We start from the raw sequence: 26,758 nt of genomic DNA, 5'->3' as shown, positions 1-26,758 counted from the left end.
TCATTACTATTTATATCTCATTTTTGGGTTTTTTCGTTTAATTTAGGCCGCCAGTTAACAGCAGTTAGAAAAGAATCTTTATTCACAGCCAATCTGTTTAAAGATTTTATAAGTACATAAAGTTCATTACATTGTACTTAAAATTTTTTCAAGGAGGGTTCAAGATAGAATAAACAAGAATATTTTTCACATTTTTACTTGGCTAGTAACTAATCATACTTTACAAGGAGATGTTATTTTAATGACATTAAAATCTACCTTTCTTACTTTGATGCTCACTGGGGCAGTAGTGCTAAGCGGCTGCTCTGGTGCAAAGGTTGATAATAAAAAAGCAGAAGAAAATCATAAAGAAAAATTGAGTGTATACACCACCATTTTTCCACTCGAGAATTTCACAAGTTTAATAGGCGGTGATAAAGTCAAAGTGAAAAGTGTCTATCCTCCAAATGTAGACGCCCATTCATACGAACCAACTACAAAAACAATGATAGAAATTGCTGATGCCGATTTATTTATTTATACTGGTGCAGGTGTAGAAGGATTTGCTGATAATGCAGCTATAACCTTAGAGAAAGAAGAGGTAAAAATCATTAAAGCCGCTGATGGAATAGATTTGCTGAAAAATACTCATGACCACGAACATGAACATGCTGATAGCGATGAAGGTCACAATCATGAACATACTGATGGCGATGAAGGTCACGATCATGAACATACTGATGGCGATGAAGGTCACGACCATGAACATACTGATGGCGATGAAGGTCACGATCATGAGCATGTCGATGGCGATGAAGGTCACAACCATGAGCATGCTGATGGCGAAGATGAGCACCACCATCACCATGGAGAATTTGATCCCCATGTTTGGCTTGATCCAATCAGGTCCATTCAGCTTGCTGAAAATATTAAAAATACATTAATCGAGCTATCTCCAGAGAATAAAGAAGAATTTGAGGAGAATTTTAGTGAGTTAAAGCAAAAACTTGAAAATTTGGATCAAAAATTTGTTGATACGATTAAACAAGCATCTTCTAAAGAAATTTTAGTATCACATGCTGCGTATGGCTATTGGGAAGATCGCTACGGGATTGAACAATTGCCCATTTCAGGCCTTTCTCCCACTCAAGAGCCTTCACAGAAGCAATTGCAAAGTATTATAGAACTATCCAAAGAACATAAAATCAAATATGTAATTTTTGATCAAAATGTCACTTCAAAAGTTGCAGAAATCATTCGAACTGAACTTGGAGCTGAAACACTCACGTTGCATAATTTAGAATCTATTACAGAAGAAGATATTACTAAAAATGAAGACTACTTTACTCTTATGGAAAAAAATATAAAGACACTTGAAAAGGCATTAAATAATTAAGGTAGTGAAGGTGATCAGATGCATAAAAAAAGGGCTTCAACAGAAGCCCTTTTATCTATGGCTCTCCTTATTAGGATAATCTATTTATTAAAATATAAAAATCCGGCTGAATAGTGTCAGCCGGAAATATAATAAAAATACTCTATGAGAATAATTAAATAACCAAAAGGATTAAGTATTTAAATGCTTACCCATAAAAAATAAGCACTATTTTGTTTCGCGGTGTAAAGTATGTCTCTTTAAGCGCGGACAATACTTTTTCAGTTCTATTCTGTCAGGATTTGTACGCTTATTTTTTGTTGTAATATAGTTTCTATCTCCAGTTTCAGTACAAGCCAATGTAATTTTCACTCTCATTTTTCATCCCTCCTATTTATACTGTTTCTTCTATTACAAATGGTGGCAATGGATCCTTAAACGTGGACCAATCCTCTAATAGCTCATCTTCGGTAAGGAGACATTTCTCTAAGGCGTGTTCAACTTCATCGCGGTTCATATCAACCCCTATCAAAACAAGCTCAGTCATCCGGTCTCCATATACCTCATGCCAATTCTCCAGCAACTCTGGTTCTTCGGTTAATACTTGTTCCCTCTCCTCTTCTGGATAGGCTGCTATCCATTCACCAACACCTTGCAGAGTAATGGAAGGCCCCGCCTGTGAGAGAAGAGCCGCTATATTATTTCGTGTCGCTATCCAGATAAAACCTTTCGCCCGAACAACATCTACTGGCCAATCCTCTAACCATTTCATTAATCGCTCTGGATGAAATGGCAGTCTCCTCCGAAATACAAAGGAAGAAATGCCATATTCCTCAGTCTCCGGAATATGTTCACTATTTAACTCCTTTATCCATCCTGCACTTTGGCTTGCTTTGTCAAAATCGAATAATTTTGTATCAAGAACACGATCAAGAGAAATCTGTGCATGATCCGTTTCAAATATACGTGCTTCAGGATTTAACTTTTGCAGAACAGCTTTTAATTCAAGAATATCCTCTTGTTCTACCAAGTCAATTTTATTTAACAAAATCACATTAGCAAATTCAATTTGGTCTATAAGTAAATCTACAACCTCTCTCGTATCTGTTTCATCTGTCGCTTCCATACGATCTAACAAGCTTTCACCAGAAGAAAAATCATTCCAGAAACGATTGGCATCAACAACAGTTACCATCGTATCCAATCTGCATAATGACGATAAATCAATTCCTAGATTCTCATCCACATATGTGAAGGTTTGCGCCACAGGAACTGGTTCACTAATACCCGTTGACTCGATTACGATGTAATCAATGTCGCCTAAAGAAGCAAGCTTTTCTACCTCTTTAATCAAATCCTCCCTAAGTGTGCAGCATATACAGCCATTTTGCATTTCTACAAGTTTCTCTTCTGTTCTTCTAAACCCTCCCTGTTTTACTAAAGAAGCATCGATGTTAATTTCACTCATATCGTTAACAATAACAGCGACTTTCTTATCTTCTTTATTTTGCAAGATGTGATTGAGTAAAGTCGTTTTTCCCGATCCTAAATACCCGCTTAATACTGTTACTGGTATCTTTTTCATAAATTGCATTCTCCTTAATCAAAATCATTACGATTTACATAATAAAAAAATAATCGATAGCAGCTTTAGTGTAGTTCCCAAATAACAACCGTACGTTCTCACCTCACTTTGAAAAATTTCAAAAGGTCTAGCACTTTATTCTTGGATCAAATCGTAATAATTACGATTATAACTCGCACTTGTTACAATACCATCTCCTTATCCAAAAAACAAGAGTCCTTTTTAAATAATTTAATAAAAAAGTCAAAGGATTTAAGTCCTTTGACTCTTAACATAGTATTTTTTAATTCTTTTCTCAGGCTATTCAATTAAGAATGAAGTTTACCTTCACTCATTCTCATCTCATTTTCCAATTGAGCTACCCTCGCATCAATGGAGTTGCTGTGAAAAGCTCTATTTACTTGATCCTCTAAACGCTCAAGATAGTTTTCTATTTCTTGAAATCGAGAATATGGCTTATCGGAATAAGAATACGAATCCAATACTTTGTTTATTTGGTGATTAGCTCGGGTAACATTTTCACGTCCCATTAACTCCATTCTACGAATATGCATGTCTTTAAGCTTGCGCTTCATTTCTTCATATTTTCCTTCTAATTCTTCTAGCTGTCCATAGATGTGTTTTTGGGAAATTCTTAATCGTTCTGCACGTTCTGAGTAATACTGATGCTCAGCGGAGGCAAATTGATAGAGCTCTGTTTCACCTGCTTTTGAAGCAATTTCTGCTTGATACTCTCTTTTCTTAGCAAACCCTTCCGCCTCTGCTAGCTCTCTTTCAAACTCATCCTTTAGCTGATATTGACGATCGACAAGTTTTTTTGCCTTTTCTGTTGCTTGTTCACATTCACGAAGATATTGATTAAGCAAAGTAATTGGATTTCGATTCTCTTTGCTTTCAAGCGCTTCGTTGAAATCGGCTTTTATTGTATTTTTAATTTTTGTAAATAAATTCGTCATGAAACGTTCTCTCCTTTAATCCAATTAATTGTTGATGTCATTCCATTGCTTTTCAAAATTGACAAATGGGTCTGTTTCTTTAACAATCACCTGTTTGTTCTCATTCCATTTTTTATAAACAAGATACAGGACGTATGCCGCTACAACTCCGATAATTGCAGGTGCATTATGAATCGATGCCAGTAGAATAAAGAAACCGACAATGCCTAATCCAATTTTCCCTCCTGTTGAATCTGTCTTTAAAAATTGTTTAAAGATGAAATATAGAAGCGCAATACTTACTAGGAACCCAATCATAGGACCAATGGTAGAAAGCAGTATCATCGCTGAAATTCCGCCGATTAATAACAAACCAAATTTTTTCATTTTGTAATCCCCTTTCCTTATCTTGATCTCATCTTACCTTTATTCTCGATTTCTTATAACGAGCTTGCGCTTTATTTTCAACTCAGCCTCGAGACTTAGAGAGAGTAAGCCCAAAAAATAGCTGTAATCAATATATATTTCCAATATTTATAAATTTCCCAACATTTAACAACTTTTTTATAGTAAAATAGGAATCGTGTAGGCCTTTTATCCCAACTAATCTACTAGAGGAGAAGTATTTTATGAAAAAAACCATCACATGGCAGCTTGGCAGAATGATCATTTTTGTTATTTTCATTTCAATGATTATTACTTCTGTATCCAACTACTTAGTAAGTTATGAACACACATACGAAGCTGCAGGCATTGAAGCTGTTGGCTGTGCGAATATTACCACCGGTCTGATTAATTCTAATGATCTTGAAGATATCATGGGAGGCAATGATAGAAAGTTAAGGGAATTACAAGAAACCTTAAAGTGGACAACTGAACATAAACAAATTTTTGAAAGCCAATACGTGTTACACCTGGATGGTACAATTTTAGCTGCAGATAAAAATTTGCAGGATCAAGGATTTAAAGCAGGCGATGACTTCTATATTGATAGGAAAGCATTAGGGATAATCAAGGAAACAAGGCATCCATATTATTCGGAAATTTACGAATATGGAGGGATGAAACGGATAACTGGATATGCACCTATATTTAAGGACCACGACCCAAATAAAGAAATAATCGCCTTAAATGCGATTGACTTTAATGCCAAAATTGTTTCCGAAAGAACATGGGATTCTGTTAAAGGCAGCTTTATTCTTGGTCTTTTTCCAATGGCTATTGCCAGCATCATCACGATTTGGCTGATAAGAAGGAAAACAAAACCCATTTCTATCTTAATTCATGCTGCAAAGAAAATGGCTGACGGAGATCTATCAAATGAAGATATTCAAATTAAAAATAAAGATGAAATTGGAGATTTATCAGCTACCTTAATTCTCATGAAGAATAATATTCGAGAAATAATTCATCAAGTCCATACTGGTTCAAAGCAAGTCGCTGCTTCTTCCGATGAATTAACCGCAAGTGCTGAACAAACAAATTTTGCTACAGAACAAATTACTGCTACTATGCACCAAATGGCTGCAAACGTTGATAAGCAAGTGCAAAGTGTGGAAGATACTTCCCAAACAATCACTGAGATATCAAATGGCGTACAGCAAATTGCTGTTAATGCGCAAAATGTTACGCTCACAGCAGTTGAGGCTTCTGACCAAGCCACTGAGGGGGTACAAGCAATTAAAACAGCCGTTCAACAAATGAATTCGATTAACGGAACTGTCAACGATTTAGCTAGAGTCGTTAGCGGGTTAGGAGATCGATCAAAAGAAATCGGTCAAATTATTGGAGCAATTACTAGTATTGCAGAACAAACAAATCTTCTAGCTTTAAATGCAGCGATTGAAGCAGCAAGGGCCGGTGAGCATGGTAGCGGGTTTGCGGTAGTAGCAGATGAGGTCCGTAAGCTTGCAGAGCAATCTGCTCGATCTGCCCAAGAGATTTCACAACTTATCTCCATCACACAACATGATACAAATAAAGCTGTTGAATCGATGGAATTTGTAACGAAAGAAGTAATAGCAGGGATGGAAGTTGTAAACAATGCCGGAAATTCCTTTATTCACATTCAGGAATCAGTAAATGAAGTGACAAATCAGATACAAGAAGTTTCATCTGCTGTTCAACAAATGGCTGCGGGTGCTGAGCAAGCCGTTCAATCAATGATATTCATTACAGAATTAGCTGATACTGCTGCATCTAGCACCCAGTCTGTATCCACAGCAACAGAGGAACAGCTGGCTTCTATGTACGAAATTACATCTTCAGCCAAGTATTTAACGAAAATGGCTGATGACCTGCAAGCACTGATTAAGAAATTTACGATTTAACATAAAGATGTCGAAAAAGAGATTTTAGCCAACGAAAAATCCGAACGATTATACAACACTCTCACTTAGTGTTTTGTAATCGTTCGGGTTTTCTGTTTATACTGCTTTGTTATTTTGTCTTTTGGATTCATTTAAACGTTATTTACTTGAATCAATTCGATTGTCTCATGATTGGGTCCTTCATAAAAGACAGTGAGCCACCCATTTCTTAAGCTATAAGGTCCTTCCGACGGATAAAGTCCTTCTATCTCCAGCTTTCTGATCCATTCCTCTATATCCTCCACTTGCCACGCAGTGTGAATAGAATGTAGTGGTACTGGACTCTCCTCTGACTCAATTAATTCAAGTTGTACATCCTCATTCCTCAGAAAAACAATTTTTTCATCCTGAAACATCAAATATTGCTCAAAAGAAAAACCAAACTTCTGTTTATAAAACAGGAGGGATTCATTTAAATTACTTACTAGAATACCTGCATGGTGCCACTTCATTGTCTCTCACCCATCGGCAGGATTAAATTCATATCTCCAAATTCATGCCATAAATACCCATCAGCTAAAGCCTTTTTGTACGCTTTCATTAATAAACCCTTATCAATAAAGGCAGAAAGCAAATCCAAATGGCTTGCTTCTGGCTCGTGAAAGCCAGTAATTAGACCGGCAACCGCCTTCAGAGGGTATCCCTTTTGTATATATAAGCTCGTGATTCCTTTCTGTGGTTCTACATTGCCATTTACATTGACTGCTGTTTCAAGTGCCCTTACAACAGTCGTTCCAACTGCAATCACTCGCCCGTTATTTTTCCTTGTTTTATTAACCAATTCAGCTGTTTCTGCTGGAATACAAAACTCCTCAAGATGTTTATTCGGGTTTGGCCAACGGTCATTCCCGTAATAACTTAAGCCGGCATGAAGCTGTAAATAGGCAATATTTACACCTTTTTTCTTCAGCTTATTAAGAAGTCGCCAAGTAAACGCTCTTCCAGCCGATGGCATTTCCACAGATCCCGGGACGGAAGCGTAGACTGTTTGATACATCTCTATGGGCCAAGGGGTTTCGATATATTCATAATGAAGCGGCTCTCCGTATTGATAGAGGATTTCTAATAAATCTAATCCGTTCTTTGAAAAAGAAAGGACGAGTAAAGGTGACTCAGCACCAATCCCAGTAATTGTTGCTGCCAGCCCTCCAGGTAAGTCAATCTTTTCCCCGACAGTGACTACTCCGCCGACAATAAGAGCCTCCCATTCATTACTCGTTAATTTTCTGGATAAGCGGATTTCAATTGTTTGCTTCCCCCTTTTTCCTTTCAATACTGCCGGAATGGTTCGACTATTATTTAAGACTAGCAAATCTCCCTCTAATAGATAAGAATCCAACTTGTTAAAATAATTATGGGAACAATCTCCTGTCACTGAATCTAGTGTCATTAAACGGACATGATCCCGCTGAATTCCTTTATATTCTGCTGGTGTATGTGCATTTAAATATTTGGGTACTTGGAATGAACTCGCAGTGCTCATCATCGTTCATCCCTCTTCTCTTGTAAAAAGGATTGAGCCTCAAATCGCTTGCCATGTAAATCAATTGTTTCATCTAATGTAAGGGCAACGAATACCTTAGCTACTTCATTAGGATCTTCTAACTCATAATCACATTCAGGAACGGCAACCCTGTGCATTTCCGTGTTCATTTCCCCAGGATCGACCATACTAACACTGACTCCGGTATCTTGCAGTTCATCTGCCCAAGTTTGTGTTAAGCCTTCTACTGCAAATTTAGAGATGCCATATGCGCCCCACTCTGCAAATCCTGTCTTGCCCGCTTCAGAAGTCAAATTAATAATTCTCCCTTTCTTTCGAATCAGCATGCCTGGCAAAACTCTCTTAGTTACGAGGAAAGGATTCATTACATTGACCCTGAGCACTTCAGCAAAATCATGTTCCGGGTAATCAGATAATAGTGCTGGTCCGGGTCCAAAAATAGATGCATTATTAATTAATACATCGACACCTCCAAATCCCTCTTCTACAATAGATACGAAACGGTTTACATCCCGAATATCTGCAACATCCGCTTGAACTGCAATTACTTCTGCTCCTAGGGACAGTACCTCTTTCTCTATTTTGCGAAGCATCATTTCTCCTCTTGCACAAATAGCTAGACGTACTCCTACTTTAGCCAGCGCCAATGTTAGCGCTCTTCCAAGACCTTTTGATGCTCCTGTAATCATTACAACTGGTGTTTTTTTCATTGCAATCTCTCGCTTTCTATATTATTGTTAACTTTATTTTAGAAAGAAAGCGTTCACACAGCATCGGGAGCAAGATGGAATGCAGGTACTCAATTATGTTGAGACTCTCTACTACTTTTGAATGAGACTTGATTTAGGAATACATAAAAAAACGAAGACAACTGGCTCCGTTTTCCCTTTTTATTTCCTCTCAATTATTTGAATCCATTTAAAATAACCTATTAATAATAGCAAAAGGATTGGGTCGATGATTGCAGAATACTCTAACCTCCACCACCCATATTCGAAATAGCCCCAAGGAGGCGGAAGCTGAGCAATACTCTCATAAACTAATATGGCTGCTACCCATAGCGCCATATACAGGAACTTTTTTATAAAGGAACGTTTAAAAGGAAACCAATTTAAAAAAAGGATATTAACAGGAGGGATTAAAATGGTGTAGGCAGGAAGGGCTTCCCAATCAACTCCTTGCGTTATATACCAGTAGCCATGATATTTTAAATTAATAAAAACATCAAAAATTAATTGGAATGAAATTGTAAAGAACCATATGTGGACCATTTGGTTCATCGTCAAGTTCTTCTTTATAAAAAAGACGAACATATTGATTGCAATAACAAAAAGGATTAATCCGATCATTCCTGCCCTCCTTGCCCGTTTTCAATTAATTACTTCTGCTATCATTAGTATTGCCGATTTGATTACTGGATTATGCTGACATTTATGAAACGAAAAAACGAAGATGTTCAATTTACAACACCTCCGTTTTGCCATTCTTAAAAATCTATATTAAATTTATAGCCTAAGCCACGAATAGACACAATGTAGGGATAGTCAGAAAAACCGGCTATTTTTTCCCTAAGGTTTTTAATATGGACATCAATTGTCCTTTCATTAATTACCTTTTCATTTTTCTTATATATTTCATTAATAATTTGTTCCCTTGATAATATTTGATCTGGATGTGTCATAAAAAGATACAGAAGCCGATATTCAAAATGAGTAACATTGATCTCATGATCATGAAATTTTACGATTCCTTTTATCGGCTTAATTGTCAGCCCTTTAAAGCTTAGCTTACTGCAGCGATTAACGGTTCGTCTCAAGACAGTCTCTATTCTTATTAATAGCTCTTCAAGGTTAAGTGGTTTCACAATATAATCATCTGCCCCCATCTTAAGCCCTTGTATTTTGTCCTGGTCAGCACCTTTCGTTGATTGTATGATAATAGGCACATTGTTAGAGTTCTGGTTGCGAACCCACGTACAGAATTCCAACCCATTCATATCAGGAAGATCTGTCTCTAGTAGTACAAAACAAGGGTCATACTTTAAAAATTTCATTTTGGCTTCTTTTCCATTCTCGGCCTCGATAATCTCAAAACCATTTTTGGACAAATACCAATTAAGCTCAACCCGGTTTTCTTCATTCTCATCAATTAGAAGAATCGTCTTCCCTCGCAGCTTCCCATCTTCCATAACAATCACCACATTTCTCTTATACAGTAAAACTAGCAGCTAACTTTTTTATGAATCTTCTATTCATCGGATTTCTTTTTACCAGCTAAAGTTTCATATGCTGCATCATCTGGTGCATCTCCATTCGGCCAGTCATGAATTTTGTTTGGAAAATCAGGACGCTCCATTGAATTGATGTATGCTGCGATATTCATTGCCTGTTCCTCTGTAAGAGAACCTGCTTCATAATCGCCTACTGGCGCCTTTGGCATATATTTTTGAATGTAGCCTGCTGCTGTTCGAACTCTTGCCATCCCAGCACCAATATTGTATGAATTATCTCCCCAAAGTGCAAGTCCTGTTGCTCCACCAGCACCATCTTCTCCGTGACAAGTGATACATGCCTGCTGGTAAAGCTCTCTTCCTTCATCTACATTTACTTTTGATAAATCACCTTCAGCCTTTTTGAGCTTTGCCCATGGCCGATCAGTCGTACCATCTGGAACATTTGTTGAAATATAATTATAATAAGCAACCATTGCCTTCATTTCTTCTCCCTCTTTAGGAAGGGGCTTTCCATTCATACTTCTTATAAAGCATCCATTAATCCGATCCTCTAGGCTTACTTCTCTTCCCGCACGAGGATTATATTGCGGATAAGTTTTTGAGATCCCAACTAGATCAAGAGAATCGCCAACTCCGCCATTTGCATGGCAGCTTGCACAACTTAATGTGTTGCCTACATAACCGGCTAGAACACTGCTTGTTTCATTGTGATATTTCTGTCCAAGCTTAATTCGTTCGCCTTCTTCTCCTTCTGGCACTTCATCCATACTTGGCGGTGCGTATGGGTGATTCGTCATTTCTTCTGCTTTCGGCTCTGAACTTGCAAGTTCCGTCTTAGCTGGCTTATCCTTTACATAAATATAAAGATACGTAAAGCCGGCTATCATCGTAACAATGATGGCCATTACAGGTAAGATGAACGGATTTTTCACTCTCATATTTATTCTCCTTTCGACTGCTGCTTATTCAGCATTTACTATGATTGATACCTCATATAAATTGTCTAAAAGGAGTGTTAAGAGTTGGTTAATTTGTCGTGAGCGTTTAGTGAACTTTACAATGAATGAAACAGATTTCATATATTTTTCATTTTTCACAGCAGACTATGCCTTATGCTAATTTGAAAGTTTCTGCTATATGTTTACCACTATAGAAAAAGTTTCTTTCAACCCTTTTTCGCCTTTAGATGTAATTTTGATTGCTCTTGTTTTTGGTAAACGTTCCACCCAGTTTAATTCTAATAATCTTTCTAAAAGGGCATTTCCTAGTGCTCCTGCAAGATGATGCCGTCTTTCACTCCAATCCAGGCATTTGTGTGAAAAAGAACGTCGCTTTTTCTGAACCTCATTGAGATCGATTTGAAAGTCAGCAAGGAATTCCTTACCTTTTTCTGTAACGATGAATTCCTTCGGTCCCTCATAAAGAATGCCTTCTTGAATAAGAGCGTCTGTCAATTGTACACCAAGCCCCCCTGCAAGATGATCATAACAAGTCCGCGCTAATCGAATGGCCTTGTCCTCAGAAGCTTGTTTGAATGATTTAATTTCAATTGGAGGTGCCATTAACAGCAAGGATTCCATAACCTGAGCAACCTGTTGGCTTTCAATGCCATAATACCGATGTCTTCCTTGTTTTTCTACAGCCACAATCTTTGCAGTGACCATTTTAGATAAATGAAAGCTCGCTGTTTGCGGCTTTATACCCGCCATGTATGCTAATTCATTTACCGGATGATATCTGCCATCCATTAAAACGGTCAGAATTGCCGCACGCGAAGGTTCACTCACAAGACTTGCAATAATAGCTACATTAGGATTTGCATTCATATTATTCTCCTTCACTACGTATTCCATATTTCGATGAAAATTAGAATATTACTATTTTACAATAAATACGAACAAATATGTAGGAGGAGAATAATAATGGAAACTACCTATCAGCTACCAAACATCGAGAGAATTCAACCTAGCATTCTATACTATGGAACGCCTGTTATCTTGCTAAATACACTAAATGAGGATGATTCCGTAAATATCAGCCCTATATCATCTTCGTGGGCATTAGGCGATTGCATCATTTTGGGGATTGGACTTGGGGGTATGGCGATTGAAAATCTAAAACGGCATCCTGAATGCGTCATCAATGTTCCCAATCCTTCATTGTGGAGAAATGTTGAACAATTAGCACGTTATACAGGAAAGAACCCCGTACCAGAATTTAAGAAAAAAGTGGGATTTGAGTATGGGAAGGATAAGTATGCCATTAGTGGATTATCACCCATTGAATCTGAAACTGTAAAGCCTTCTCGAATTATGGAATGTCCTTTACAAATTGAAGCAACAGTGAAAGACATTCGGATTCCCGAGCATACCCCTGATTTTGCCATTGTAGAGACAAAAGCGTTACAAGTTCATGCTCATAAAGATATTCTCATTGGAGAAAATCATATTGATCCAAACAAATGGAGTCCAATCATATATAATTTCCGTCATTATTTTGGCCTTAGCGATCAGCTGGGAAAAACTTTTAGAGCTGAATTATAAAATACTCAAGATCACCCCATCTCACCCTATTTAGGGATTGTGGGGTGATTTTAGCTTTCTATGATAATTAAACTTCCGTTTGATAATAATCCTGAGAATGATATGCTTTAAACCCACAAGATTCATAGAGTTTTAATGCATGAGCATTCTTTGCTTCCACTTCTAGAAAAATCGGAAATCCCTCTATTTGTTCTCTTAAAATGGTATTTGTTAAAGCCTTTCGTCCGATTCCTTTACCTTGGTACTCAGGAAAGATAGCAAATCCGTATATCCATGCTTCCCCATCCGTATGAGAAACTCGCATTTTACCTACAGGCATTTCCTTGGATTCAATGATATAGAATTGATCCGTGTTATCCCGTTTAATTCTTTCGTTATAATCTCGCGCATCCTTTTCTTCAAAATGGAAGCACTGAACATCTAATTGGACTTCCGTTTCGAAGTCATCGGAAGTAGAGGGTCTCAATACCACATCCTCTTGGTACGAGAGATCCATGTTTCCCCATTTCATCTGATGCTCTGAAAATGAATAAGAACAAGGAATCGATTGCAGAAAGGCTTTACCCGATGTAGAAATTGAAGGGGTATTCAATAGAATATGCTGAATTCCCCTTTCCTTCAACACATTATGTGCGTTGCGATAAAGTTGGGTAAAAATGCCTCTCCTCCGATAATCTGGTGCAACCATTCCACAAACTTCTACCTTATTTCCAAACCCATACAGACCTAAAAACCCAACTAGCTTTCCATCCTCATAATGAAAAAAATCATTTACTTCATTTTCTTCACGTGATTGGAGCATATCCCAGTTCAATTTCAATTCAAAGGGTTCACCCTTCTCACAAATTTGCTGCAGTTCCTTAATATCTGATAACTGTTTAGCTGTCAACATTTTTTACCTCCCAAAATTTAAGCGATAGTTACATATTCTTTATTTCTAACATAAAATCCTTTTTATGCGTTTAATTGAAAACAGCCTGAACCCATCTCCCGCTACAATCTAAAGCTTCCCCATTGTTATCTTCGTTTTCGACAACTCGTACTCCCAATCCCTTTACTTAAGCTGCTCATTCAACACACTATCTTCTAAAACAGAAAATTTATCTCCATATACTCTCGTTAAATGTGTTTCACCCCATGCACATAGTAGATTTAGGATCCCTTCTAAGCTTCGTCCATATTCACTGAGTTCATATTCTACTTTTGGTGGAACTTGATTGTACACAATTCGGTTAATGACACCATCTTCTTCTAACTCGCGCAGTTGTTGGGTGAGCATTTTTTGTGTGATATTTGGCATGAGCCGCTTTAATTCGCTCGTTCGTTTTTTTCCGTGAGTGAGATGACAGAGAATCACACATTTCCACTTTCCACCAATGACTTCTAATGTCGCTTCAACAGAAATATTGTATTTCTTTTTTTGCATTCTTGTCCTCCTCCTTATAGGCACCTAAAAGTACCTATATTACTTTTTTGTATCTATATAACTTTAAAGTGCGTACTTTTCTTTATGTCCGATATATCTCATAATAACATTTGCTGGCCGATTCATACTATACTTTCTTTTAAAATTTATTATTCACCGAAAAGAAAGTTTCCATTTATATAACAGAGAAAAGGAGGAAATCATATGGCGTTAAATAAGAAGCAAAGCACGTTTGCATTGCTTGCTTTAGCAGTCAGTGCTTTTGCAATCGGAACAACAGAATTCATCAGTGTAGGATTGCTTCCACTTATTGCTAACGATTTAAGTATTCCAGTCACTACGGCTGGATTAACTGTGTCTTTATATGCTTTAGGCGTAACGTTTGGAGCTCCTGTTTTGACATCTTTGACATCGAAAATGTCACGTAAAACATTATTACTTTGGATTATGATTGTCTTTATTATTGGCAATACTCTTGCTGCAATCTCTACAACAATTGGGCTATTGCTAGTGGCACGTGTAATTTCAGCATTTTCACATGGAGTCTTCATGTCAATAGGATCAACCATAGCTGCCGATTTAGTTCCGGAAAATCGCAGAGCTAGTGCAATTTCTATTATGTTTACAGGTCTTACAGTAGCTACGGTAACTGGTGTACCATTTGGAACCTTTATTGGTCAGCAGCTAGGTTGGAGAACAGCTTTTGTTACTATTGTTATCATTGGTGTCATTGCTTTAATCGCAAATAGCATTCTTGTTCCATCAGATTTACGGAAAGGAGTAAAAACTACCTTTCGAGATCAGCTGAAACTTGTGAAAAATGGCCGGCTATTGCTTTTATTCATCATTACAGCACTAGGATATGGCGGAACATTTGTCGTATTTACCTTCTTATCTCCATTGCTACAAGACATCACGGGGTTTAAAGAAGGAACTGTCGCTGTTATTTTATTAGCTTACGGAATTGCGATTGCGATTGGGAATATGATTGGAGGGAAGTTATCGAATCAAAATCCGATTGATGCATTGTTCTATATGTTTATTGTACAGGCAGCTGTCTTATTTATATTAATGTTTACAGCACCATTTAAAATTGCCGGGTTAATAACGATTCTATTGATGGGTCTGTTAGCATTTATGAATGTGCCAGGCTTACAAGTATATGTTGTGATGCTGGCTGAGCGCTTTGTCCCTAGTGCGGTTGATGTGGCATCGGCTATTAATATAGCTGCATTTAATGCTGGGATAGCGATTGGCTCCTATTTAGGCGGTCTCATTACAGACTCGATTGGACTGATCCATACGTCTTGGATTGGAGCAATTATGGTTTTAGCAGCTGCAGTCTTAACTGGATTTAGCAGAGCTTTGGAACGAAAAGATCAAGTAAGTAAAATATAATAAAATTTTGGAGGGTTTAAAGATGATGGTTAAAAATTTACAAGATACAACAACTTTGCATAATGGTGTGAAAATGCCTTGGTTTGGACTTGGCGTTTTTAAAGTCGAAGAAGGTCCTGAATTAGTAAACGCGGTAAAAACAGCGATTAAACATGGATACCGCAGTGTGGATACCGCTGCGATTTATGAGAATGAAGAAGGGGTTGGCCAAGGGATCCAAGCAGGCTTAAAAGAAGCAGGCATTTCTAGAGAAGAGCTATTTGTCACTTCAAAGGTTTGGAACGCAGATTTAGGATATGAATCAACGATTGCTGCTTATGAAACAAGCTTAAAGAAACTTGGCTTAGAGTATTTAGATTTATATTTGATTCACTGGCCAGTTGCAGGAAAATATAAGGATGCTTGGAGAGCGTTAGAAACGCTTTATAAAGAAGGCCGAGTAAAAGCCATTGGTGTAAGTAATTTTCAAATTCATCATTTGGAAGACTTATTGAAAGATGCTGAAATAAAGCCAATGATCAATCAAGTAGAATGCCACCCACGATTAACTCAAAAGGAGCTGAAAGCATTTTGTGAAGACAACGGTATTCAGCTAGAGGCATGGTCACCATTAATGCAAGGTCAATTGCTAGATAACGAAGTTTTACAGGAAATGGCGAACAAGCATAATAAATCTGTAGCCCAAGTTATTTTGCGTTGGGACTTGCAAAACGGGGTTGTTACGATTCCAAAATCAACAAAAGAGCACCGAATTGTCGAAAATGCGAATGTGTTTGATTTTGAATTGACGAAAGAGGAAATGGAGATCATTGATGGATTAAATCAAAATCATCGTGTAGGGCCAGATCCAGATAACTTTGATTTTTAATATAAAAGTACTCAGAGTGTAGAGAAAGAGTATTTTTTCTCTACACTTTTTTATATTGGTTGATTTCAAATCATTTTGCCATTTCATTGTGTTAAAATACACTACGTACTAATCCTCCATCGATTCTTAATAATGGAAAAAGAGAGAAGTTAGTACACTTCTCTCTTTTCATCAAAGTTCAAAGAAAAGATGATTCACACCAATTTCTTTGTTGATATTTATAACTCGATTCATCTATTACGCCCATCCTAAATCCTAATCTTATAGGAGTAGGCATTTCATTTGTCTCCATTTTTCTATTGCTTTTATTTGAAAATGAGGAGTTCTAAGGTAGTACATCCATCCGTCACCATTCTCTAGGTTTAATATCCGAATAATCCGATAATTATTTAGGTTCCGTATCTTGCTTCGGATCTGGCTGTTTTCCCTTTTCTTTTAACTCTTTATTTGTATCCATGCTCTCCATTACCTTTCCATTTTCCTTCATTTCCTTGAAATTCTGTACCATCGTGCCGTTCATTGGTTTCAGATTCTCTTTCATCTCTCTCTTCATTACACTCACCTCAAGTTATTATTGGATTTGATGAAATGATTACTGAACTTTTTCATTGAAAAATTGCACAGAATATTGAGCTCCTTCACTAACCATATTATTATCCTCAATATCCTGCGGATGCGGGTGTCCCCCTTTTTCAATTGGCAGATTTTCACTCTTATCAAAAGGAGTTGGTTTTACCTTTCTTTTCCAGTCTCTTAGCACATCTTTAGCTAGGATACGGTTTGGTTTAGACGATAACCATATAGCCGCCGCTGATGCTCCTACCCCTATACCTACTACCGTTAATGATTTTACAATTGAAGCTTGTTTCATAATAAGTCCTCCTCGTCTATTATGTTTTAAGCTTTCTTAATGAATCATTCCATCTATTTCTCTACTAGATTTATTCCCTATTTCTATCAAATTAAACATTTTTCTTTTCACATGATTTAAAATGCGCAATATATATTCTATAATTATCGAATATATTATTCTATATTTATAGAATATAGAAAAAGAAAATAAATGAGGTGTCTACATTTGGATATTTTAAATTTTACGGGCAGAAAAAGAGAGACATACAAAATTCAGCTGGAATACTCCCTTTTGTGGGAATGTGCATTAGGGATTGCCGCTATTACTAATACCCCACTTATTAAAACATTAGAAAAGCAGCAAGATTATTGGGCTGGCATCAGAAATTCTGCATCAAAAGAGTTATTGCAGCATATAGACTTTGTTGAAAAGAACAATACTTGGAAAGCCTTGCTCCAGCTCTTGCATATGAAGCCATTCACTCACCTATCCGAGTTTACATCGTATATTCATGATCTCCCGAACATAGATTTCAAGTTCATTTGTTTACCATTTATAGGCACCCATTATCAAGAAATTAGGCACCATGCGGCAACCGGAGATCAAGCCGCAATGAAAGAAATGCAGCGCTTAACGAGCGATCATCCTTATTTGCCTAACTATATAGCATTTATATGTTTAGCAGAAGAAAAACTCCTAAAAGAGCATCTTATCGATGTCATGACAGGCTGGTACGAAGCAGTTATAAACAATAACTCTGAACAACTGTTGGCTATCTTAAAAACAGATTATGAAGGGAAAAAACAGATGGCAGAGAAAATGGATTCTGAAGAATTCGTGGAATGGGCAACTGGCGGGATTAGTTATTTACCAGAACCAAGCATACATACAGTCATTTTAATTCCACAGTACATATACCGTCCATGGAATATTGAAGCAGATATAGAGGGAGCAAAGGTCTTCTATTATCCTATAGCCAATGAAAGTATCTCACCCAATGATAAATACACACCTAATCACTTTTTTGTTCTTAAACATAAGGCGTTAGGAGATGAGGTTCGAATGCGTATGGTCAAAATGCTTCATGAGCATGACCGTACCTTACAGGAGCTTACTTCACAATTGAATATTGGGAAATCTACGATCCACCATCACCTTAAGATTCTTAGAGCCGCTAAACTAGTAGAGACGATTCAATCCAAATATTCACTTAAAAGAAACGCACTCGAAGGTTTAGCGAAAGAGTTAGATTTGTATTTAAATCAATGATGAGGCTATAGGTGGGAGATATATGAGGAACAATATATTTAAAAATCGGTCGTTTGTATTTGTATGGATTGGAAATGCAATCTCTGAATTAGGCGGTGCTTTTGGGACCTTTTGCAATTCTATTCTTATTTATCAGCTTACTGGTTCCACAATGGCACTTGGAAGTATGTGGCTATTATACTTTCTCCCTTCCCTTATCCTCCAGTTATTCATTGGTCCTTTTATCGATCGCTGGAGTCGCAAGTGGATGATGGTCTTTTCGCAATGGATTAGAGGAGGAATTTTCCTTATCCCACTTGTTTCATTATTAACGGAAAATCTCCTGCCCTTGCATATTTTCGCAGTACAAATCATCATAGGATTGATCACGCCTGTATATACACCAGCAAATCAGGCAATCATCCCTTCCATTGTGGCAAAAGAACAGTTAAATACAGCCAATGCCTATTTGGATGGTACCGTAAGATTGATGACTTTTATCGCTCCAATTGCAGGAGGAGTAGTGGTGGAATATTTCGGGGTAAAACTAACGCTTTTCTTTGTTAGCGGGTTCCTTCTGGCAAGCGGTACACTATTGTTATTCCTAAAAGAGACAAAGACCGCTCAACATGTGCGGAAAACTTGGTTACAGCAATTTACTGAAGGAATATCCTACTTTTTCAAGCAGCCTATCATTGTCTGGCTAGGAATCTTTCTTGCTTTTGTTCAATTTGGTGTAGGCGTTACTATGGTCATCACTCTTCCTTATATAACTGCTGAGTTATCGGGAACCTATGCTGAATACGGCTATTTTATGGCAAGCTTTCCTCTCGGATATGTAATCGGTTCTATATTAATCGGGAAAGTTAAATACAAAAGCCGGCGAGTGATCATGCTCGGGTCACTGGTTATAGGCGGATTCACTTATATATCCCTCGCCATTAATCATAGTATGTATGTTGCATATACAACAGAGGCTATTGCCGGAATGGCCATGGCATTTTTTGGAGCACATAATCTAACCATCTTTCAACAAATAATACCAAACCATTTAATGGGGAAAGTCATTTCTGTCAGGCTTTTTATTATTCGGGGTGCGATGCCTTTAGGGGTAGTCGCGGGCAGTGTATTGAGTGAACTATGGGGGGTAAGGCCTTTATACCTATTAATCGGATCAATCATTTGTTGTATTTCTTTAATAGGCATTTTTCTCCCCTATTTTAAATTTATTGATCAACCAATGAAAAAGGAAATGGCTTCTTATTAAAAGGTTCTTATAAACAAAAGCTGCCATAATTGGCAGCTTTCTAGTGAACCTAATCAATCAATGCTTCATTCATACGCTCAAGTAGTTCACCAAATATCTCTTTCTCTGTATTTGACCAGTTGTCTAACATTGCATGATAGCGCTCGATTCTCATATTTTTGTCAGTTATTAATTTTTCCATGCCTATATCCGTAAGTTTAAACAAGCTTACCCTGCCATCCGTTGGATCTGAAAAACGCGTAATGTATCCTTTTGCTTCAATAGCAGAGGCTTGTCTAGAAAGAGTCGATATATCTAAATTAAATGTTTCAGCCAATGCTTTTAATCGAGATGGACCACATTCATCTAGATGCCTTAATAATAAATAGACAGATCTCTCCAAATGCCCAATTTTTTTATCGGAAATATCTAAATAAACCGCTCGTCGGATTAATGTAGTAAGTTCATATTCTATGCGTTCAACTGCTTCTTGGTTTTCTTTTTGCAATGGATTCCCCTCCCGCTTATATTTTATCCATTTTAATTGATGATTGACAAATCGAGATTTACTTGTATAATACAAACATATACTTGTATCTTACAAGTATATGTTTGTAAAGTAAAGATCATTTTTATTATCATCACGATTTCACATGAAAAAGGAGGCAGCTGTTCTTTATTTGAAGAACAGCAGTATTATGAAGGGACTACAAATTATCTACCAAATTGCAATCTTATATGCTTTCACATGGATTGGAAATGTTATTCATCACATTTTTCCTATTCCAATCCCAGGAAGTATTATTGGTCTAATCTTATTACTTATTTGTTTATCACTCAAAATTGTTCCATTAAAGATCATAGAGAATGGAGCAAACTTTTTATTAGCCTATCTGCCATTATTGTTTATTCCAGCCATGATCGGCATTATGAATTACCCGTCACTTTTCTCTATCAGCGGAGCGATTTTATGTTTGATCGGCATTGTTAGTACCATTGTGACCATGCTGGTATCAGGAACAGCCAGCCAATTTTTAGAAAAGAAGACAATAAAACGAAAGGAAAATAAACAATGCAGCAGTCACTTATCGCAATCATTATAATTCTTGGAACTGTTGTTGTTTACTTAGCAATGGCTAGGATCTATGCACGTTTTCCTAATCCGATTTTGATTCCCGTTCTTACTGCAACAGCTCTCATCATTTTACTTCTAATACTTTCAAATATTTCGTATGATGAGTATATGATTGGGGGTAAGTGGATTAATTCATTATTAGGACCAGCAGTTGTTGCATTGGCCTATCCACTTTATAAAAACCGTCACATATTAATAAGCTACATCTATCCAATTATCATTGGTGTTCTAATTGGATTGTTTTCCGGGATGATCAGCGGAATCTTAATTGCAAAGGTTTTTGGAATTAACCGTGACTTAATTCTATCCATAATTCCGAAGTCAATCACTACACCTGTAGCCATTCAGATTGCTACAGATTTGGGTGTTGAGCCTTCTATGACAATGGTATTTGTCATGATTGCTGGTTTTTCTGGTGTTATTCTAGGGCCATTATTTTTAAAATGGAGCCGCATCAATAGCTCTATTGGCAGAGGGATTGCCTTTGGAAGTGCATCACATGCGCTAGGCACCTCGAAAGCATTTGAATATGGCGAACTGACAGCTTCCATCAGCTCTGTTTCTATGACATTATGTGCTGTGCTTGGATCCATTTTCGGACCCCTTATCGCATGGGCTTTTCATATTTAAACTATTGGAAAAAAGGAGCACTCTAAATGATTCAATTACCAAACGAATTTGTGCAAACAATCAAGTCCGTCCACAAAAAGAAAGGCGAACAATGGCTGAATCATTTTAATAAGCTAATTGAGGAATGTGAAGCACGTTGGGACATCCAAATCATGTCTCCATTCCCGTTATCTTATAATTTTGTTGCTCCTGCTGTTAGGAAAGATCGGAAAGAAGTCGTTGTTAAGCTTGGCATTCCCGGCGATGAATTCAATAATGAGGTTTACACGATACAGCAATTTAATCGTCGTGGAATGGTTGGGGTCATTGATGTAGATTTCAAAAAAGGAATACTCATTCTTGAACGATTAACTCCAGGAACAATGCTGGCATCCATAGAAGATGATGAAACAGCTACACGTATTGCCTCAAGAGTCATGAAAGCATTGTGGGTACCTGCATCAGAATCCCTGCAAATTCCTACTAGTGAAGATAGGGAAAAAGCTTTATTAAAAATATTGATGGAAAATCCTGAAGGAATCGGTCCGATTACAAAAGAGACGCTTCAGGAAGCATCTGAAACATTTACAGCATTGAATAAATCAATAGAAAAGCCCTACTTGCTTCATGGCGATCTTCATCATTACAATATATTGAGTAATTGCAGTGATTCATGGACAGCCATTGACCCTAAAGGATTAGTTGGTGATAGAGAATATGATGTCATTCAATTTCTATTGAACCGGCTGCCTGCAGAAAATTTGTCAGCTGTGATTGACAAGCGTATAGCCCTGTTAGCAGAGGAATTAGATCTCGATACACATAGAATTTATTCATGGGGATTTGCCCATTCCGTTTTATCTACATGCTGGTCTATTATAGACCATGAGAATTATGATGAAGCTTTTTTTCATTCGATACAATACTTTTGGGACCATCGTCGACCTATGTAAAGGATCGAGTAAGATGGTCCTTTTTTAGTAACTCCGATCAATAAGCTTTCCTTCCTTTGGTATCCTCCCTTCAGCTATCCAGTCTTCAATGATTTGATTGAAAAAGGCCGGATTTGCGAGTGAAAGTCCATGTCCTATATTTGGGATAATCATGCCTATACAATTTGGATTCCTCTTCACAATATCGATTGCTGACTTCTTCATTACGGCTTTCTCTTTTTCACCTACAGTTACCAACATCTGCGCCCTTGCTTTATGGAAATGATCGGGTATCTCAAATGACATATTTTCCTCTAGTATTCGAATCAAAGTATCAGATTTCATTTGACAGGTTTCTTTATAATAGATTTCAAAATTATCCTTCCCAATATAAAGTGTTCTTGCCTGAATTCTTGAAAATGACTGATTTTTGATAAGGGGAAATGTAAGTTTAATAGAGGGACTGATCCACTTTTTCATCCAAAGCATAGGCTTTACTAGCGCACTATTGATCATTGCATAATCGATTAATTCTGGTTCCATACTTACCATTTGAATGGTTACCTGAGCGCCTAATGAAAAGCCTATAACAATCACTTGCTTTCCATTTGCCTTTTCTTGTATTAATTCAATTAGTTTTGCAGCAGAGGTTTCTATCGAAAAGTTCGTTCCATCATTGCTCATCCCTTGCTCAGGCAGATCTGGGACAAGGCAGTGATAATGTGTAAAGTGTTGAATCTGCTTATCCCACATCCAGCCACTCACCCCACCTCCATGTAAAAAAACCATTATAGCGCCTTCTTTGTCGCCATACTCTTTATAATGCAATCGTTACATCCTCCTTTTTGTGCAGAATGAATACGTTGTACAGTTCCGGTGTTTACGCTTATTTTTCTATTGTCTTTCCAGCCAAAATTCTTTAGTTCTTCATTCTGTTATTTTGTAATAAAGGGATTATTTACTATTTCTATTATATCTCAAATCATCCTACTTTTTATGGCGCAGATATGCGAAAAGGGACATGGTGAACGTTCACCATGTCCCTTTTCAATCCCTAATTTTCTGATGTGTTAGTTGATTTTAATCTTTATATCCTGTTTAATTACAGCTGGATAGTCTAACAATTCCAGTTTAATTGGTCCGGAAATCTTTTTATTTGTTGGAAAAGGGACAAAGTACCGGATGAAACGGCCATCAGTACTTGCTCCAAATGTTCCTTCTTCTATAATTTTGTTTCCGTCACTATCTATAGCATAATCAAAGAAAATTTGGTGATCGATAAACTTACGGTCTGCTTCTAGCTGAATAGCAAGCTCGTTCTTTCTCTGTTCAGCCTTTGTCAGTTTCCCATCCTTTGGTGCCTTCAGAATTTGATTGGATTCAGGATCTATTTCCACCCAAAGCTCATCCTTTTCAAGGGCTCGGATTGAATCAAAATGTAAATATAGTTTTTTAGAGCCTGCAAAGAAAAAGCTTTCCAAATAGATAATTCTTTCATTCTCACTTATCAAAGTATCTTGAACTGTATTTGTATTCCAGGACTCTCCTTTTTCATCCTCTACCCTTAGCCCATGTATCCCAAATATTTTTTTGCTGTTTTCTGGGTCATATTCTACATGAACGGCTGTATGGGTAGGATAAGATACAACCTTTTTAAAAGTGATCTTCTGATTTTCTATTTCCACCTTTTTATTAAGCATATACTCCTTTTTCGGCGAAAGCTTTTCTTTATTCAAAGTTATCGGGATATTCCACTTTTCTTCAAAAACCTTCCCAGTGCTTAATCCTATTTCAAAAGATATGATTAGGTTTTCAGGAAGTATATTTCCTTCTGCCAATGAAAATCTAACCTCTGATAAAGGGTCACTTTCCGCAAAAGACCACTTATTACGCTTAAAGGGAAGAGGCTTACCATCCTGATCCAATAAGGAGATTTCCGAAAAACCCATTTTTTCTTCTTTAGACGCGTATTTAAAAAAAATAATCAAATTACTTTCATCATGAATAACGGAGTCAACAGTTACCTTGAATCCCTCATGTTCATCAGAAAGATTCACCTTTTGAATATAGTCATTCTCTGCAGCTGCTAAGAGTCCCTTATCATACTGGATAAGCTCCACTATCTTTTCTAATCCCGGAACATTCGATGCATAAGCAGCAACGGTATCAGAAATCCTCACCGAGGTGATAAAAACAAGCATAAGAATACTAGCCGCTAGCAAGATTTTAATAGGAAGTAGCCTCTTCTTCTTTATCTTTAATGCATTTGCCCGCCTTATTCCTTCTAGAATAGCTTGATCTGTTTTCTTGTCTGCAATAGTGATTTGACTGTATGCATTTTTCGATTTCTCCAATTCCTCTTCTTCTTTCGTAAAATCAAACATGTAATCCACCTCTTTCATCTAATTGGTCCCGAAGCGCTTGCAGCCCTTTATAAAGCCATGTTTTTATCGTACTCTCTGGACTTTCTAGGATTTCAGCAATATCCTTAATTTTTAAGTCATGATAATATTTGAGGATGATAACTTCACGGCAGCGGGAATCAATTTTATGCAAGGCTTCGTCAATTTCTAGTGACCGATTATAATCAATGTTTTCCTCCAGTTGATCTAGTAAATTTGAATCTGCTATTCTTTTCCTTTTTCTGCTTTGATCATGGCAGTAATTAATCATAATACGGATAAGCCAGGTGGAAAAGTACTCAGCATGCTTTACTTTTTTGATCGAACGATAGGCTCTAAAGGTGACCTCTTGAAGAGCTTCTAAAGCTTCTTCCTCATTTCTTAAATACGATATCGCCATTCTTAACAAACGTTCTTTATGTACTTGCATCAATTCATAAAATGATGTATCATCTCCTTTTTTTGCTTTTTTAATTAATATCTCAACATTCAAGGAAACCCCTCCTCTCTCTTACTACTCGTTAGACTTGCCAGGGTTATAAAAAGTCTTAAAAATATATATTAAATTTTTGTTCTTGTTAAAGGTGGGCATCCAAAAAGAGCTAGCGCAATTTCAAGATGGTGAATATAGGAAATACAATTATAACTATAATATAAAAACTGCTGGTCCATTCAGGCTTTCACAAAAATCGATAATAAAGGATCAAACAGATGGTGTATTATATAGGAAAGCATAAAGGAAATGGCAATTTGACTGTGAAAAGTGATGAATATTACGGAGATACCAATAAAACTTTATAGGAATGTAGACTAGTAGGAAGGAAGAATGAAAAGAACAAACATATATCTCGTTATAAGAAGTAGTTGTCCAAAATAGCAGGAACACGGAGGGGTGTATATGGAAAAGGTCGTTTATACAATTCAGCCTCCTGATCATTTTGAGGGATTGTTGAAAATATATGAATTATTAGGTTGGAATTCACTAAAATTGACCGTCAATGATTTAGAAAATATGTGTAAACAAAGCTGGTACGCAGTGTATGCTTTTGATGAAAATCAATTAGTAGGGATGGGACGAATAATTTCTGATGGTGTCATTACAGCACTAATATGTGGAGTTTGTGTAATGCCTACTTATCAGTCCAAAGGAATTGGCAAAGAACTATTGAATCGATTGATTAGCCACTGTGAACAAAATAAAGTTATTCCTCAACTTATATGTATGGAAAATCTAGAAAATTATTATGATGCTTTTGGTTTTAAAAAGTTCGCTATCGGCATGACAAAAAATATAATTCGATAAATACTTTTTAATTGAACAGGTAGCAAAAAAGGACAGCTAACCATATCAATGTAGAATGATTAGCTATCCTTTTTCTAAGTAAAATGAATTTTTTACGCGCCTTAGAGGATTCGAACCTCTGACCGTACGCTTAGAAGGCGTATGCTCTATCCAGCTGAGCTAAAGGCGCAAGATATATGTATGGCGGAGAAGGAGGGATTTGAACCCTCGCGCCGGTTACCCGACCTACACCCTTAGCAGGGGCGCCTCTTCAGCCTCTTGAGTACTTCCCCATATGATGGCTCCGCAGGTAGGACTCGAACCTACGACCGATCGGTTAACAGCCGATAGCTCTACCACTGAGCTACTGCGGAATAATAAATCATTTATGGTGGGCCTAAATGGACTCGAACCATCGACCTCACGCTTATCAGGCGTGCGCTCTAACCAGCTGAGCTATAGGCCCATTATAACATAAATAATGGAGCGGGTGAAGGGAATCGAACCCTCGACAACAGCTTGGAAGGCTGTGGTTTTACCACTAAACTACACCCGCATATACATATTGGAGGCAGCAACCGGATTTGAACCGGTGATAAAGGTTTTGCAGACCTCTGCCTTACCACTTGGCTATGCCGCCTTAAAAAATGGCTGGGCTAGCTGGATTCGAACCAACGCATGTCGCAGTCAAAGTGCGATGCCTTACCGCTTGGCTATAGCCCATTGAATAAACCTCAAGAGAAACTTCTCAGAATAAACCGCAGGAATATTTAATTACACAAATGGGGCGGCTGATGGGAATCGAACCCACGAATGTCGGAACCACAATCCGATGC

General features: G+C 37.3%; 30 protein-coding genes and 7 tRNA genes. 11 read left to right on the top strand and 26 right to left on the bottom strand.

All coding sequences use genetic code 11. From position 1 onward, the window contains the following. Positions 1 to 241: 241 nt before the first annotated feature. A complete protein-coding gene (locus RUH74_RS18400) occupies positions 242 to 1,375 on the top strand; it encodes a metal ABC transporter solute-binding protein, Zn/Mn family (protein ID WP_313802624.1) in 1,134 nt (377 codons plus the stop codon). 207 nt (positions 1,376 to 1,582) lie between these two features. On the opposite strand, the gene rpmG is transcribed toward RUH74_RS18400, so the two are convergent. The 4 genes from rpmG to RUH74_RS18380 all read right to left on the bottom strand — a co-directional run bounded on the left by rpmG (position 1,583) and on the right by RUH74_RS18380 (position 4,261). Further along, entirely contained in the window at positions 1,583 to 1,732 is a 150-nt protein-coding gene (gene rpmG / locus RUH74_RS18395; RefSeq protein WP_053478198.1) for a 50S ribosomal protein L33, read from the bottom strand. A 16-nt stretch (positions 1,733 to 1,748) separates the two neighbouring features. Then, entirely contained in the window at positions 1,749 to 2,939 is a 1,191-nt protein-coding gene (locus RUH74_RS18390; RefSeq protein WP_313802620.1) for a GTP-binding protein, read from the bottom strand. 308 nt (positions 2,940 to 3,247) lie between these two features. Then, the gene (locus RUH74_RS18385) at positions 3,248 to 3,895 is read right to left on the bottom strand and encodes a PspA/IM30 family protein (protein ID WP_313802618.1); all 648 of its coding nucleotides are present in this window, start codon (positions 3,893 to 3,895) and stop codon (positions 3,248 to 3,250) included. Positions 3,896 to 3,919: 24 nt separating this feature from the next. Further along, entirely contained in the window at positions 3,920 to 4,261 is a 342-nt protein-coding gene (locus tag RUH74_RS18380; protein ID WP_313802616.1) for a lmo0954 family membrane protein, read from the bottom strand. A 242-nt stretch (positions 4,262 to 4,503) separates the two neighbouring features. Between RUH74_RS18380 and RUH74_RS18375 the strand changes: the two genes are divergently transcribed. Then, positions 4,504 to 6,204: a methyl-accepting chemotaxis protein gene (locus RUH74_RS18375; protein WP_313802614.1), complete on the top strand. Its 1,701-nt coding sequence runs from the start codon at positions 4,504 to 4,506 to the stop codon at positions 6,202 to 6,204. Between the two features lie 131 nt (positions 6,205 to 6,335). On the opposite strand, the gene RUH74_RS18370 is transcribed toward RUH74_RS18375, so the two are convergent. The 7 genes from RUH74_RS18370 to RUH74_RS18340 all read right to left on the bottom strand — a co-directional run bounded on the left by RUH74_RS18370 (position 6,336) and on the right by RUH74_RS18340 (position 11,806). Then, a complete protein-coding gene (locus tag RUH74_RS18370) occupies positions 6,336 to 6,695 on the bottom strand; it encodes a VOC family protein (protein ID WP_313802612.1) in 360 nt (119 codons plus the stop codon). Next, entirely contained in the window at positions 6,692 to 7,729 is a 1,038-nt protein-coding gene (locus RUH74_RS18365; protein WP_313802610.1) for an S-adenosylmethionine:tRNA ribosyltransferase-isomerase, read from the bottom strand. The genes RUH74_RS18370 and RUH74_RS18365 overlap by 4 nt, the downstream gene beginning before the upstream one ends. Then, entirely contained in the window at positions 7,726 to 8,457 is a 732-nt protein-coding gene (locus RUH74_RS18360) for an SDR family NAD(P)-dependent oxidoreductase (protein WP_313802608.1), read from the bottom strand. The genes RUH74_RS18365 and RUH74_RS18360 overlap by 4 nt, the downstream gene beginning before the upstream one ends. Positions 8,458 to 8,637: 180 nt before the next feature. Continuing rightward, positions 8,638 to 9,096 carry a hypothetical protein gene (locus RUH74_RS18355; protein WP_313802606.1) on the bottom strand — a complete coding sequence of 153 codons (459 nt, stop codon included), beginning with the start codon at positions 9,094 to 9,096 and terminating at the stop codon, positions 8,638 to 8,640. A 137-nt stretch (positions 9,097 to 9,233) separates the two neighbouring features. Continuing rightward, positions 9,234 to 9,935: a response regulator transcription factor gene (locus RUH74_RS18350; protein WP_313802693.1), complete on the bottom strand. Its 702-nt coding sequence runs from the start codon at positions 9,933 to 9,935 to the stop codon at positions 9,234 to 9,236. Between the two features lie 59 nt (positions 9,936 to 9,994). Continuing rightward, a complete protein-coding gene (locus tag RUH74_RS18345; RefSeq protein ID WP_313802604.1) occupies positions 9,995 to 10,918 on the bottom strand; it encodes a c-type cytochrome in 924 nt (307 codons plus the stop codon). A 195-nt stretch (positions 10,919 to 11,113) separates the two neighbouring features. After that, on the bottom strand, positions 11,114 to 11,806 hold the full coding sequence (locus tag RUH74_RS18340) for an ArsR/SmtB family transcription factor (RefSeq protein WP_313802602.1): 693 nt from the start codon (positions 11,804 to 11,806) through the stop codon (positions 11,114 to 11,116). A 96-nt stretch (positions 11,807 to 11,902) separates the two neighbouring features. On the opposite strand from RUH74_RS18340, the gene RUH74_RS18335 reads away from it, so the two are divergent. Further along, positions 11,903 to 12,523, top strand: coding sequence for a flavin reductase family protein (locus RUH74_RS18335; RefSeq protein WP_313802600.1), 621 nt, complete (start codon positions 11,903 to 11,905; stop codon positions 12,521 to 12,523). Positions 12,524 to 12,590: 67 nt separating this feature from the next. On the opposite strand, the gene RUH74_RS18330 is transcribed toward RUH74_RS18335, so the two are convergent. Together RUH74_RS18330 and RUH74_RS18325 are read right to left on the bottom strand one after the other, a co-directional pair. Then, the gene (locus RUH74_RS18330; protein WP_313802598.1) at positions 12,591 to 13,415 is read right to left on the bottom strand and encodes a GNAT family N-acetyltransferase; all 825 of its coding nucleotides are present in this window, start codon (positions 13,413 to 13,415) and stop codon (positions 12,591 to 12,593) included. 162 nt (positions 13,416 to 13,577) lie between these two features. Then, on the bottom strand, positions 13,578 to 13,949 hold the full coding sequence (locus RUH74_RS18325; RefSeq protein WP_313802596.1) for a winged helix-turn-helix transcriptional regulator: 372 nt from the start codon (positions 13,947 to 13,949) through the stop codon (positions 13,578 to 13,580). Between the two features lie 204 nt (positions 13,950 to 14,153). Between RUH74_RS18325 and RUH74_RS18320 the strand changes: the two genes are divergently transcribed. Continuing rightward, positions 14,154 to 15,347, top strand: coding sequence for an MFS transporter (locus RUH74_RS18320; protein ID WP_313802594.1), 1,194 nt, complete (start codon positions 14,154 to 14,156; stop codon positions 15,345 to 15,347). A gap of 25 nt (positions 15,348 to 15,372) precedes the next feature. After that, entirely contained in the window at positions 15,373 to 16,215 is an 843-nt protein-coding gene (locus tag RUH74_RS18315; RefSeq protein ID WP_313802691.1) for an aldo/keto reductase, read from the top strand. A gap of 385 nt (positions 16,216 to 16,600) precedes the next feature. Here RUH74_RS18315 and RUH74_RS18310 read toward each other — a convergent pair whose 3' ends face one another. Further along, entirely contained in the window at positions 16,601 to 16,768 is a 168-nt protein-coding gene (locus tag RUH74_RS18310; RefSeq protein ID WP_313802592.1) for a hypothetical protein, read from the bottom strand. 39 nt (positions 16,769 to 16,807) lie between these two features. Then, complete coding sequence (locus tag RUH74_RS18305; protein WP_313802590.1) at positions 16,808 to 17,086, bottom strand: hypothetical protein; 279 nt, start codon at positions 17,084 to 17,086, stop codon at positions 16,808 to 16,810. A 207-nt stretch (positions 17,087 to 17,293) separates the two neighbouring features. Between RUH74_RS18305 and RUH74_RS18300 the strand changes: the two genes are divergently transcribed. Beyond that, the gene (locus tag RUH74_RS18300; protein WP_313802588.1) at positions 17,294 to 18,337 is read left to right on the top strand and encodes an ArsR/SmtB family transcription factor; all 1,044 of its coding nucleotides are present in this window, start codon (positions 17,294 to 17,296) and stop codon (positions 18,335 to 18,337) included. Positions 18,338 to 18,359: 22 nt separating this feature from the next. Further along, positions 18,360 to 19,583, top strand: coding sequence for an MFS transporter (locus RUH74_RS18295; RefSeq protein ID WP_313802586.1), 1,224 nt, complete (start codon positions 18,360 to 18,362; stop codon positions 19,581 to 19,583). A gap of 49 nt (positions 19,584 to 19,632) precedes the next feature. Here the strand turns inward: RUH74_RS18295 and RUH74_RS18290 are convergent, their stop codons facing one another. Then, entirely contained in the window at positions 19,633 to 20,070 is a 438-nt protein-coding gene (locus tag RUH74_RS18290) for a MarR family winged helix-turn-helix transcriptional regulator (protein ID WP_313802584.1), read from the bottom strand. Positions 20,071 to 20,260: 190 nt separating this feature from the next. Here RUH74_RS18290 and RUH74_RS18285 point away from each other — a divergent pair, with 190 nt between their 5' ends. Genes RUH74_RS18285 through RUH74_RS18275 form a run of 3 tightly spaced genes read left to right on the top strand, consistent with a single transcriptional unit; the run spans position 20,261 to position 22,259 of the window. Beyond that, on the top strand, positions 20,261 to 20,665 hold the full coding sequence (locus RUH74_RS18285) for a CidA/LrgA family protein (RefSeq protein WP_313802689.1): 405 nt from the start codon (positions 20,261 to 20,263) through the stop codon (positions 20,663 to 20,665). After that, a complete protein-coding gene (locus RUH74_RS18280; protein ID WP_313802582.1) occupies positions 20,635 to 21,327 on the top strand; it encodes an LrgB family protein in 693 nt (230 codons plus the stop codon). The genes RUH74_RS18285 and RUH74_RS18280 overlap by 31 nt, the downstream gene beginning before the upstream one ends. A gap of 26 nt (positions 21,328 to 21,353) precedes the next feature. Then, positions 21,354 to 22,259, top strand: a complete 906-nt coding sequence (locus tag RUH74_RS18275; protein ID WP_313802580.1) for an aminoglycoside phosphotransferase family protein — start codon at positions 21,354 to 21,356, stop codon at positions 22,257 to 22,259. Between the two features lie 24 nt (positions 22,260 to 22,283). Here RUH74_RS18275 and RUH74_RS18270 read toward each other — a convergent pair whose 3' ends face one another. From RUH74_RS18270 to RUH74_RS18260, 3 genes are all read right to left on the bottom strand, one after another. Beyond that, on the bottom strand, positions 22,284 to 23,027 hold the full coding sequence (locus RUH74_RS18270; protein WP_313802687.1) for an alpha/beta fold hydrolase: 744 nt from the start codon (positions 23,025 to 23,027) through the stop codon (positions 22,284 to 22,286). 281 nt (positions 23,028 to 23,308) lie between these two features. Continuing rightward, complete coding sequence (locus tag RUH74_RS18265; RefSeq protein WP_313802578.1) at positions 23,309 to 24,622, bottom strand: DUF4179 domain-containing protein; 1,314 nt, start codon at positions 24,620 to 24,622, stop codon at positions 23,309 to 23,311. After that, the gene (locus tag RUH74_RS18260) at positions 24,615 to 25,133 is read right to left on the bottom strand and encodes a sigma-70 family RNA polymerase sigma factor (protein ID WP_313802576.1); all 519 of its coding nucleotides are present in this window, start codon (positions 25,131 to 25,133) and stop codon (positions 24,615 to 24,617) included. The genes RUH74_RS18265 and RUH74_RS18260 overlap by 8 nt, the downstream gene beginning before the upstream one ends. A 405-nt stretch (positions 25,134 to 25,538) precedes the next feature. Between RUH74_RS18260 and RUH74_RS18255 the strand changes: the two genes are divergently transcribed. Further along, positions 25,539 to 25,943, top strand: coding sequence for a GNAT family N-acetyltransferase (locus tag RUH74_RS18255; RefSeq protein WP_313802574.1), 405 nt, complete (start codon positions 25,539 to 25,541; stop codon positions 25,941 to 25,943). A gap of 95 nt (positions 25,944 to 26,038) precedes the next feature. Here RUH74_RS18255 and RUH74_RS18250 read toward each other — a convergent pair. The 7 genes from RUH74_RS18250 to RUH74_RS18220 form a co-directional block, all read right to left on the bottom strand. Further along, positions 26,039 to 26,112, bottom strand: a tRNA-Arg gene (locus tag RUH74_RS18250). A 12-nt stretch (positions 26,113 to 26,124) separates the two neighbouring features. Next, positions 26,125 to 26,215, bottom strand: a tRNA-Ser gene (locus tag RUH74_RS18245). Positions 26,216 to 26,221: 6 nt separating this feature from the next. Then, a tRNA-Asn gene (locus RUH74_RS18240) sits at positions 26,222 to 26,296 on the bottom strand. A 15-nt stretch (positions 26,297 to 26,311) separates the two neighbouring features. After that, a tRNA-Ile gene (locus RUH74_RS18235) sits at positions 26,312 to 26,388 on the bottom strand. A 16-nt stretch (positions 26,389 to 26,404) separates the two neighbouring features. Then, positions 26,405 to 26,478, bottom strand: a tRNA-Gly gene (locus RUH74_RS18230). Between the two features lie 10 nt (positions 26,479 to 26,488). Further along, positions 26,489 to 26,562: transfer RNA gene (locus RUH74_RS18225), tRNA-Cys, on the bottom strand. An 8-nt stretch (positions 26,563 to 26,570) separates the two neighbouring features. Beyond that, a tRNA-Gln gene (locus tag RUH74_RS18220) sits at positions 26,571 to 26,645 on the bottom strand. Between the last annotated feature and the right edge of the window lie 113 nt (positions 26,646 to 26,758).

The organism is Cytobacillus sp. (genome assembly GCF_032154635.1).
Classification (GTDB): Bacteria; Bacillota; Bacilli; order Bacillales; family Cytobacillaceae; genus Cytobacillus.
The sequence above is the reverse complement of the archived record's forward strand: the minus strand, read 5'-3'. Positions and strand labels throughout refer to the sequence as shown.

What these genes read in the sequence shown, in the direction of transcription:
- RUH74_RS18400 (WP_313802624.1), top strand. Translation starts at nt 242, where the DNA reads ATGACATTAAAATCTACCTTTCTTACTTTGATGCTCACTGGGGCAGTA.
- rpmG (WP_053478198.1), bottom strand. Translation starts at nt 1,732, where the DNA reads ATGAGAGTGAAAATTACATTGGCTTGTACTGAAACTGGAGATAGAAAC.
- RUH74_RS18390 (WP_313802620.1), bottom strand. Translation starts at nt 2,939, where the DNA reads ATGAAAAAGATACCAGTAACAGTATTAAGCGGGTATTTAGGATCGGGA.
- RUH74_RS18385 (WP_313802618.1), bottom strand. Translation starts at nt 3,895, where the DNA reads ATGACGAATTTATTTACAAAAATTAAAAATACAATAAAAGCCGATTTC.
- RUH74_RS18380 (WP_313802616.1), bottom strand. Translation starts at nt 4,261, where the DNA reads ATGAAAAAATTTGGTTTGTTATTAATCGGCGGAATTTCAGCGATGATA.
- RUH74_RS18375 (WP_313802614.1), top strand. Translation starts at nt 4,504, where the DNA reads ATGAAAAAAACCATCACATGGCAGCTTGGCAGAATGATCATTTTTGTT.
- RUH74_RS18370 (WP_313802612.1), bottom strand. Translation starts at nt 6,695, where the DNA reads ATGAAGTGGCACCATGCAGGTATTCTAGTAAGTAATTTAAATGAATCC.
- RUH74_RS18365 (WP_313802610.1), bottom strand. Translation starts at nt 7,729, where the DNA reads ATGATGAGCACTGCGAGTTCATTCCAAGTACCCAAATATTTAAATGCA.
- RUH74_RS18360 (WP_313802608.1), bottom strand. Translation starts at nt 8,457, where the DNA reads ATGAAAAAAACACCAGTTGTAATGATTACAGGAGCATCAAAAGGTCTT.
- RUH74_RS18355 (WP_313802606.1), bottom strand. Translation starts at nt 9,096, where the DNA reads ATGATCGGATTAATCCTTTTTGTTATTGCAATCAATATGTTCGTCTTT.
- RUH74_RS18350 (WP_313802693.1), bottom strand. Translation starts at nt 9,935, where the DNA reads ATGGAAGATGGGAAGCTGCGAGGGAAGACGATTCTTCTAATTGATGAG.
- RUH74_RS18345 (WP_313802604.1), bottom strand. Translation starts at nt 10,918, where the DNA reads ATGAGAGTGAAAAATCCGTTCATCTTACCTGTAATGGCCATCATTGTT.
- RUH74_RS18340 (WP_313802602.1), bottom strand. Translation starts at nt 11,806, where the DNA reads ATGAATGCAAATCCTAATGTAGCTATTATTGCAAGTCTTGTGAGTGAA.
- RUH74_RS18335 (WP_313802600.1), top strand. Translation starts at nt 11,903, where the DNA reads ATGGAAACTACCTATCAGCTACCAAACATCGAGAGAATTCAACCTAGC.
- RUH74_RS18330 (WP_313802598.1), bottom strand. Translation starts at nt 13,415, where the DNA reads ATGTTGACAGCTAAACAGTTATCAGATATTAAGGAACTGCAGCAAATT.
- RUH74_RS18325 (WP_313802596.1), bottom strand. Translation starts at nt 13,949, where the DNA reads ATGCAAAAAAAGAAATACAATATTTCTGTTGAAGCGACATTAGAAGTC.
- RUH74_RS18320 (WP_313802594.1), top strand. Translation starts at nt 14,154, where the DNA reads ATGGCGTTAAATAAGAAGCAAAGCACGTTTGCATTGCTTGCTTTAGCA.
- RUH74_RS18315 (WP_313802691.1), top strand. Translation starts at nt 15,373, where the DNA reads ATGGTTAAAAATTTACAAGATACAACAACTTTGCATAATGGTGTGAAA.
- RUH74_RS18310 (WP_313802592.1), bottom strand. Translation starts at nt 16,768, where the DNA reads ATGAAGAGAGAGATGAAAGAGAATCTGAAACCAATGAACGGCACGATG.
- RUH74_RS18305 (WP_313802590.1), bottom strand. Translation starts at nt 17,086, where the DNA reads ATGAAACAAGCTTCAATTGTAAAATCATTAACGGTAGTAGGTATAGGG.
- RUH74_RS18295 (WP_313802586.1), top strand. Translation starts at nt 18,360, where the DNA reads ATGAGGAACAATATATTTAAAAATCGGTCGTTTGTATTTGTATGGATT.
- RUH74_RS18285 (WP_313802689.1), top strand. Translation starts at nt 20,261, where the DNA reads ATGAAGGGACTACAAATTATCTACCAAATTGCAATCTTATATGCTTTC.
- RUH74_RS18280 (WP_313802582.1), top strand. Translation starts at nt 20,635, where the DNA reads ATGCAGCAGTCACTTATCGCAATCATTATAATTCTTGGAACTGTTGTT.
- RUH74_RS18275 (WP_313802580.1), top strand. Translation starts at nt 21,354, where the DNA reads ATGATTCAATTACCAAACGAATTTGTGCAAACAATCAAGTCCGTCCAC.
- RUH74_RS18270 (WP_313802687.1), bottom strand. Translation starts at nt 23,027, where the DNA reads ATGGTTTTTTTACATGGAGGTGGGGTGAGTGGCTGGATGTGGGATAAG.
- RUH74_RS18265 (WP_313802578.1), bottom strand. Translation starts at nt 24,622, where the DNA reads ATGTTTGATTTTACGAAAGAAGAAGAGGAATTGGAGAAATCGAAAAAT.
- RUH74_RS18255 (WP_313802574.1), top strand. Translation starts at nt 25,539, where the DNA reads ATGGAAAAGGTCGTTTATACAATTCAGCCTCCTGATCATTTTGAGGGA.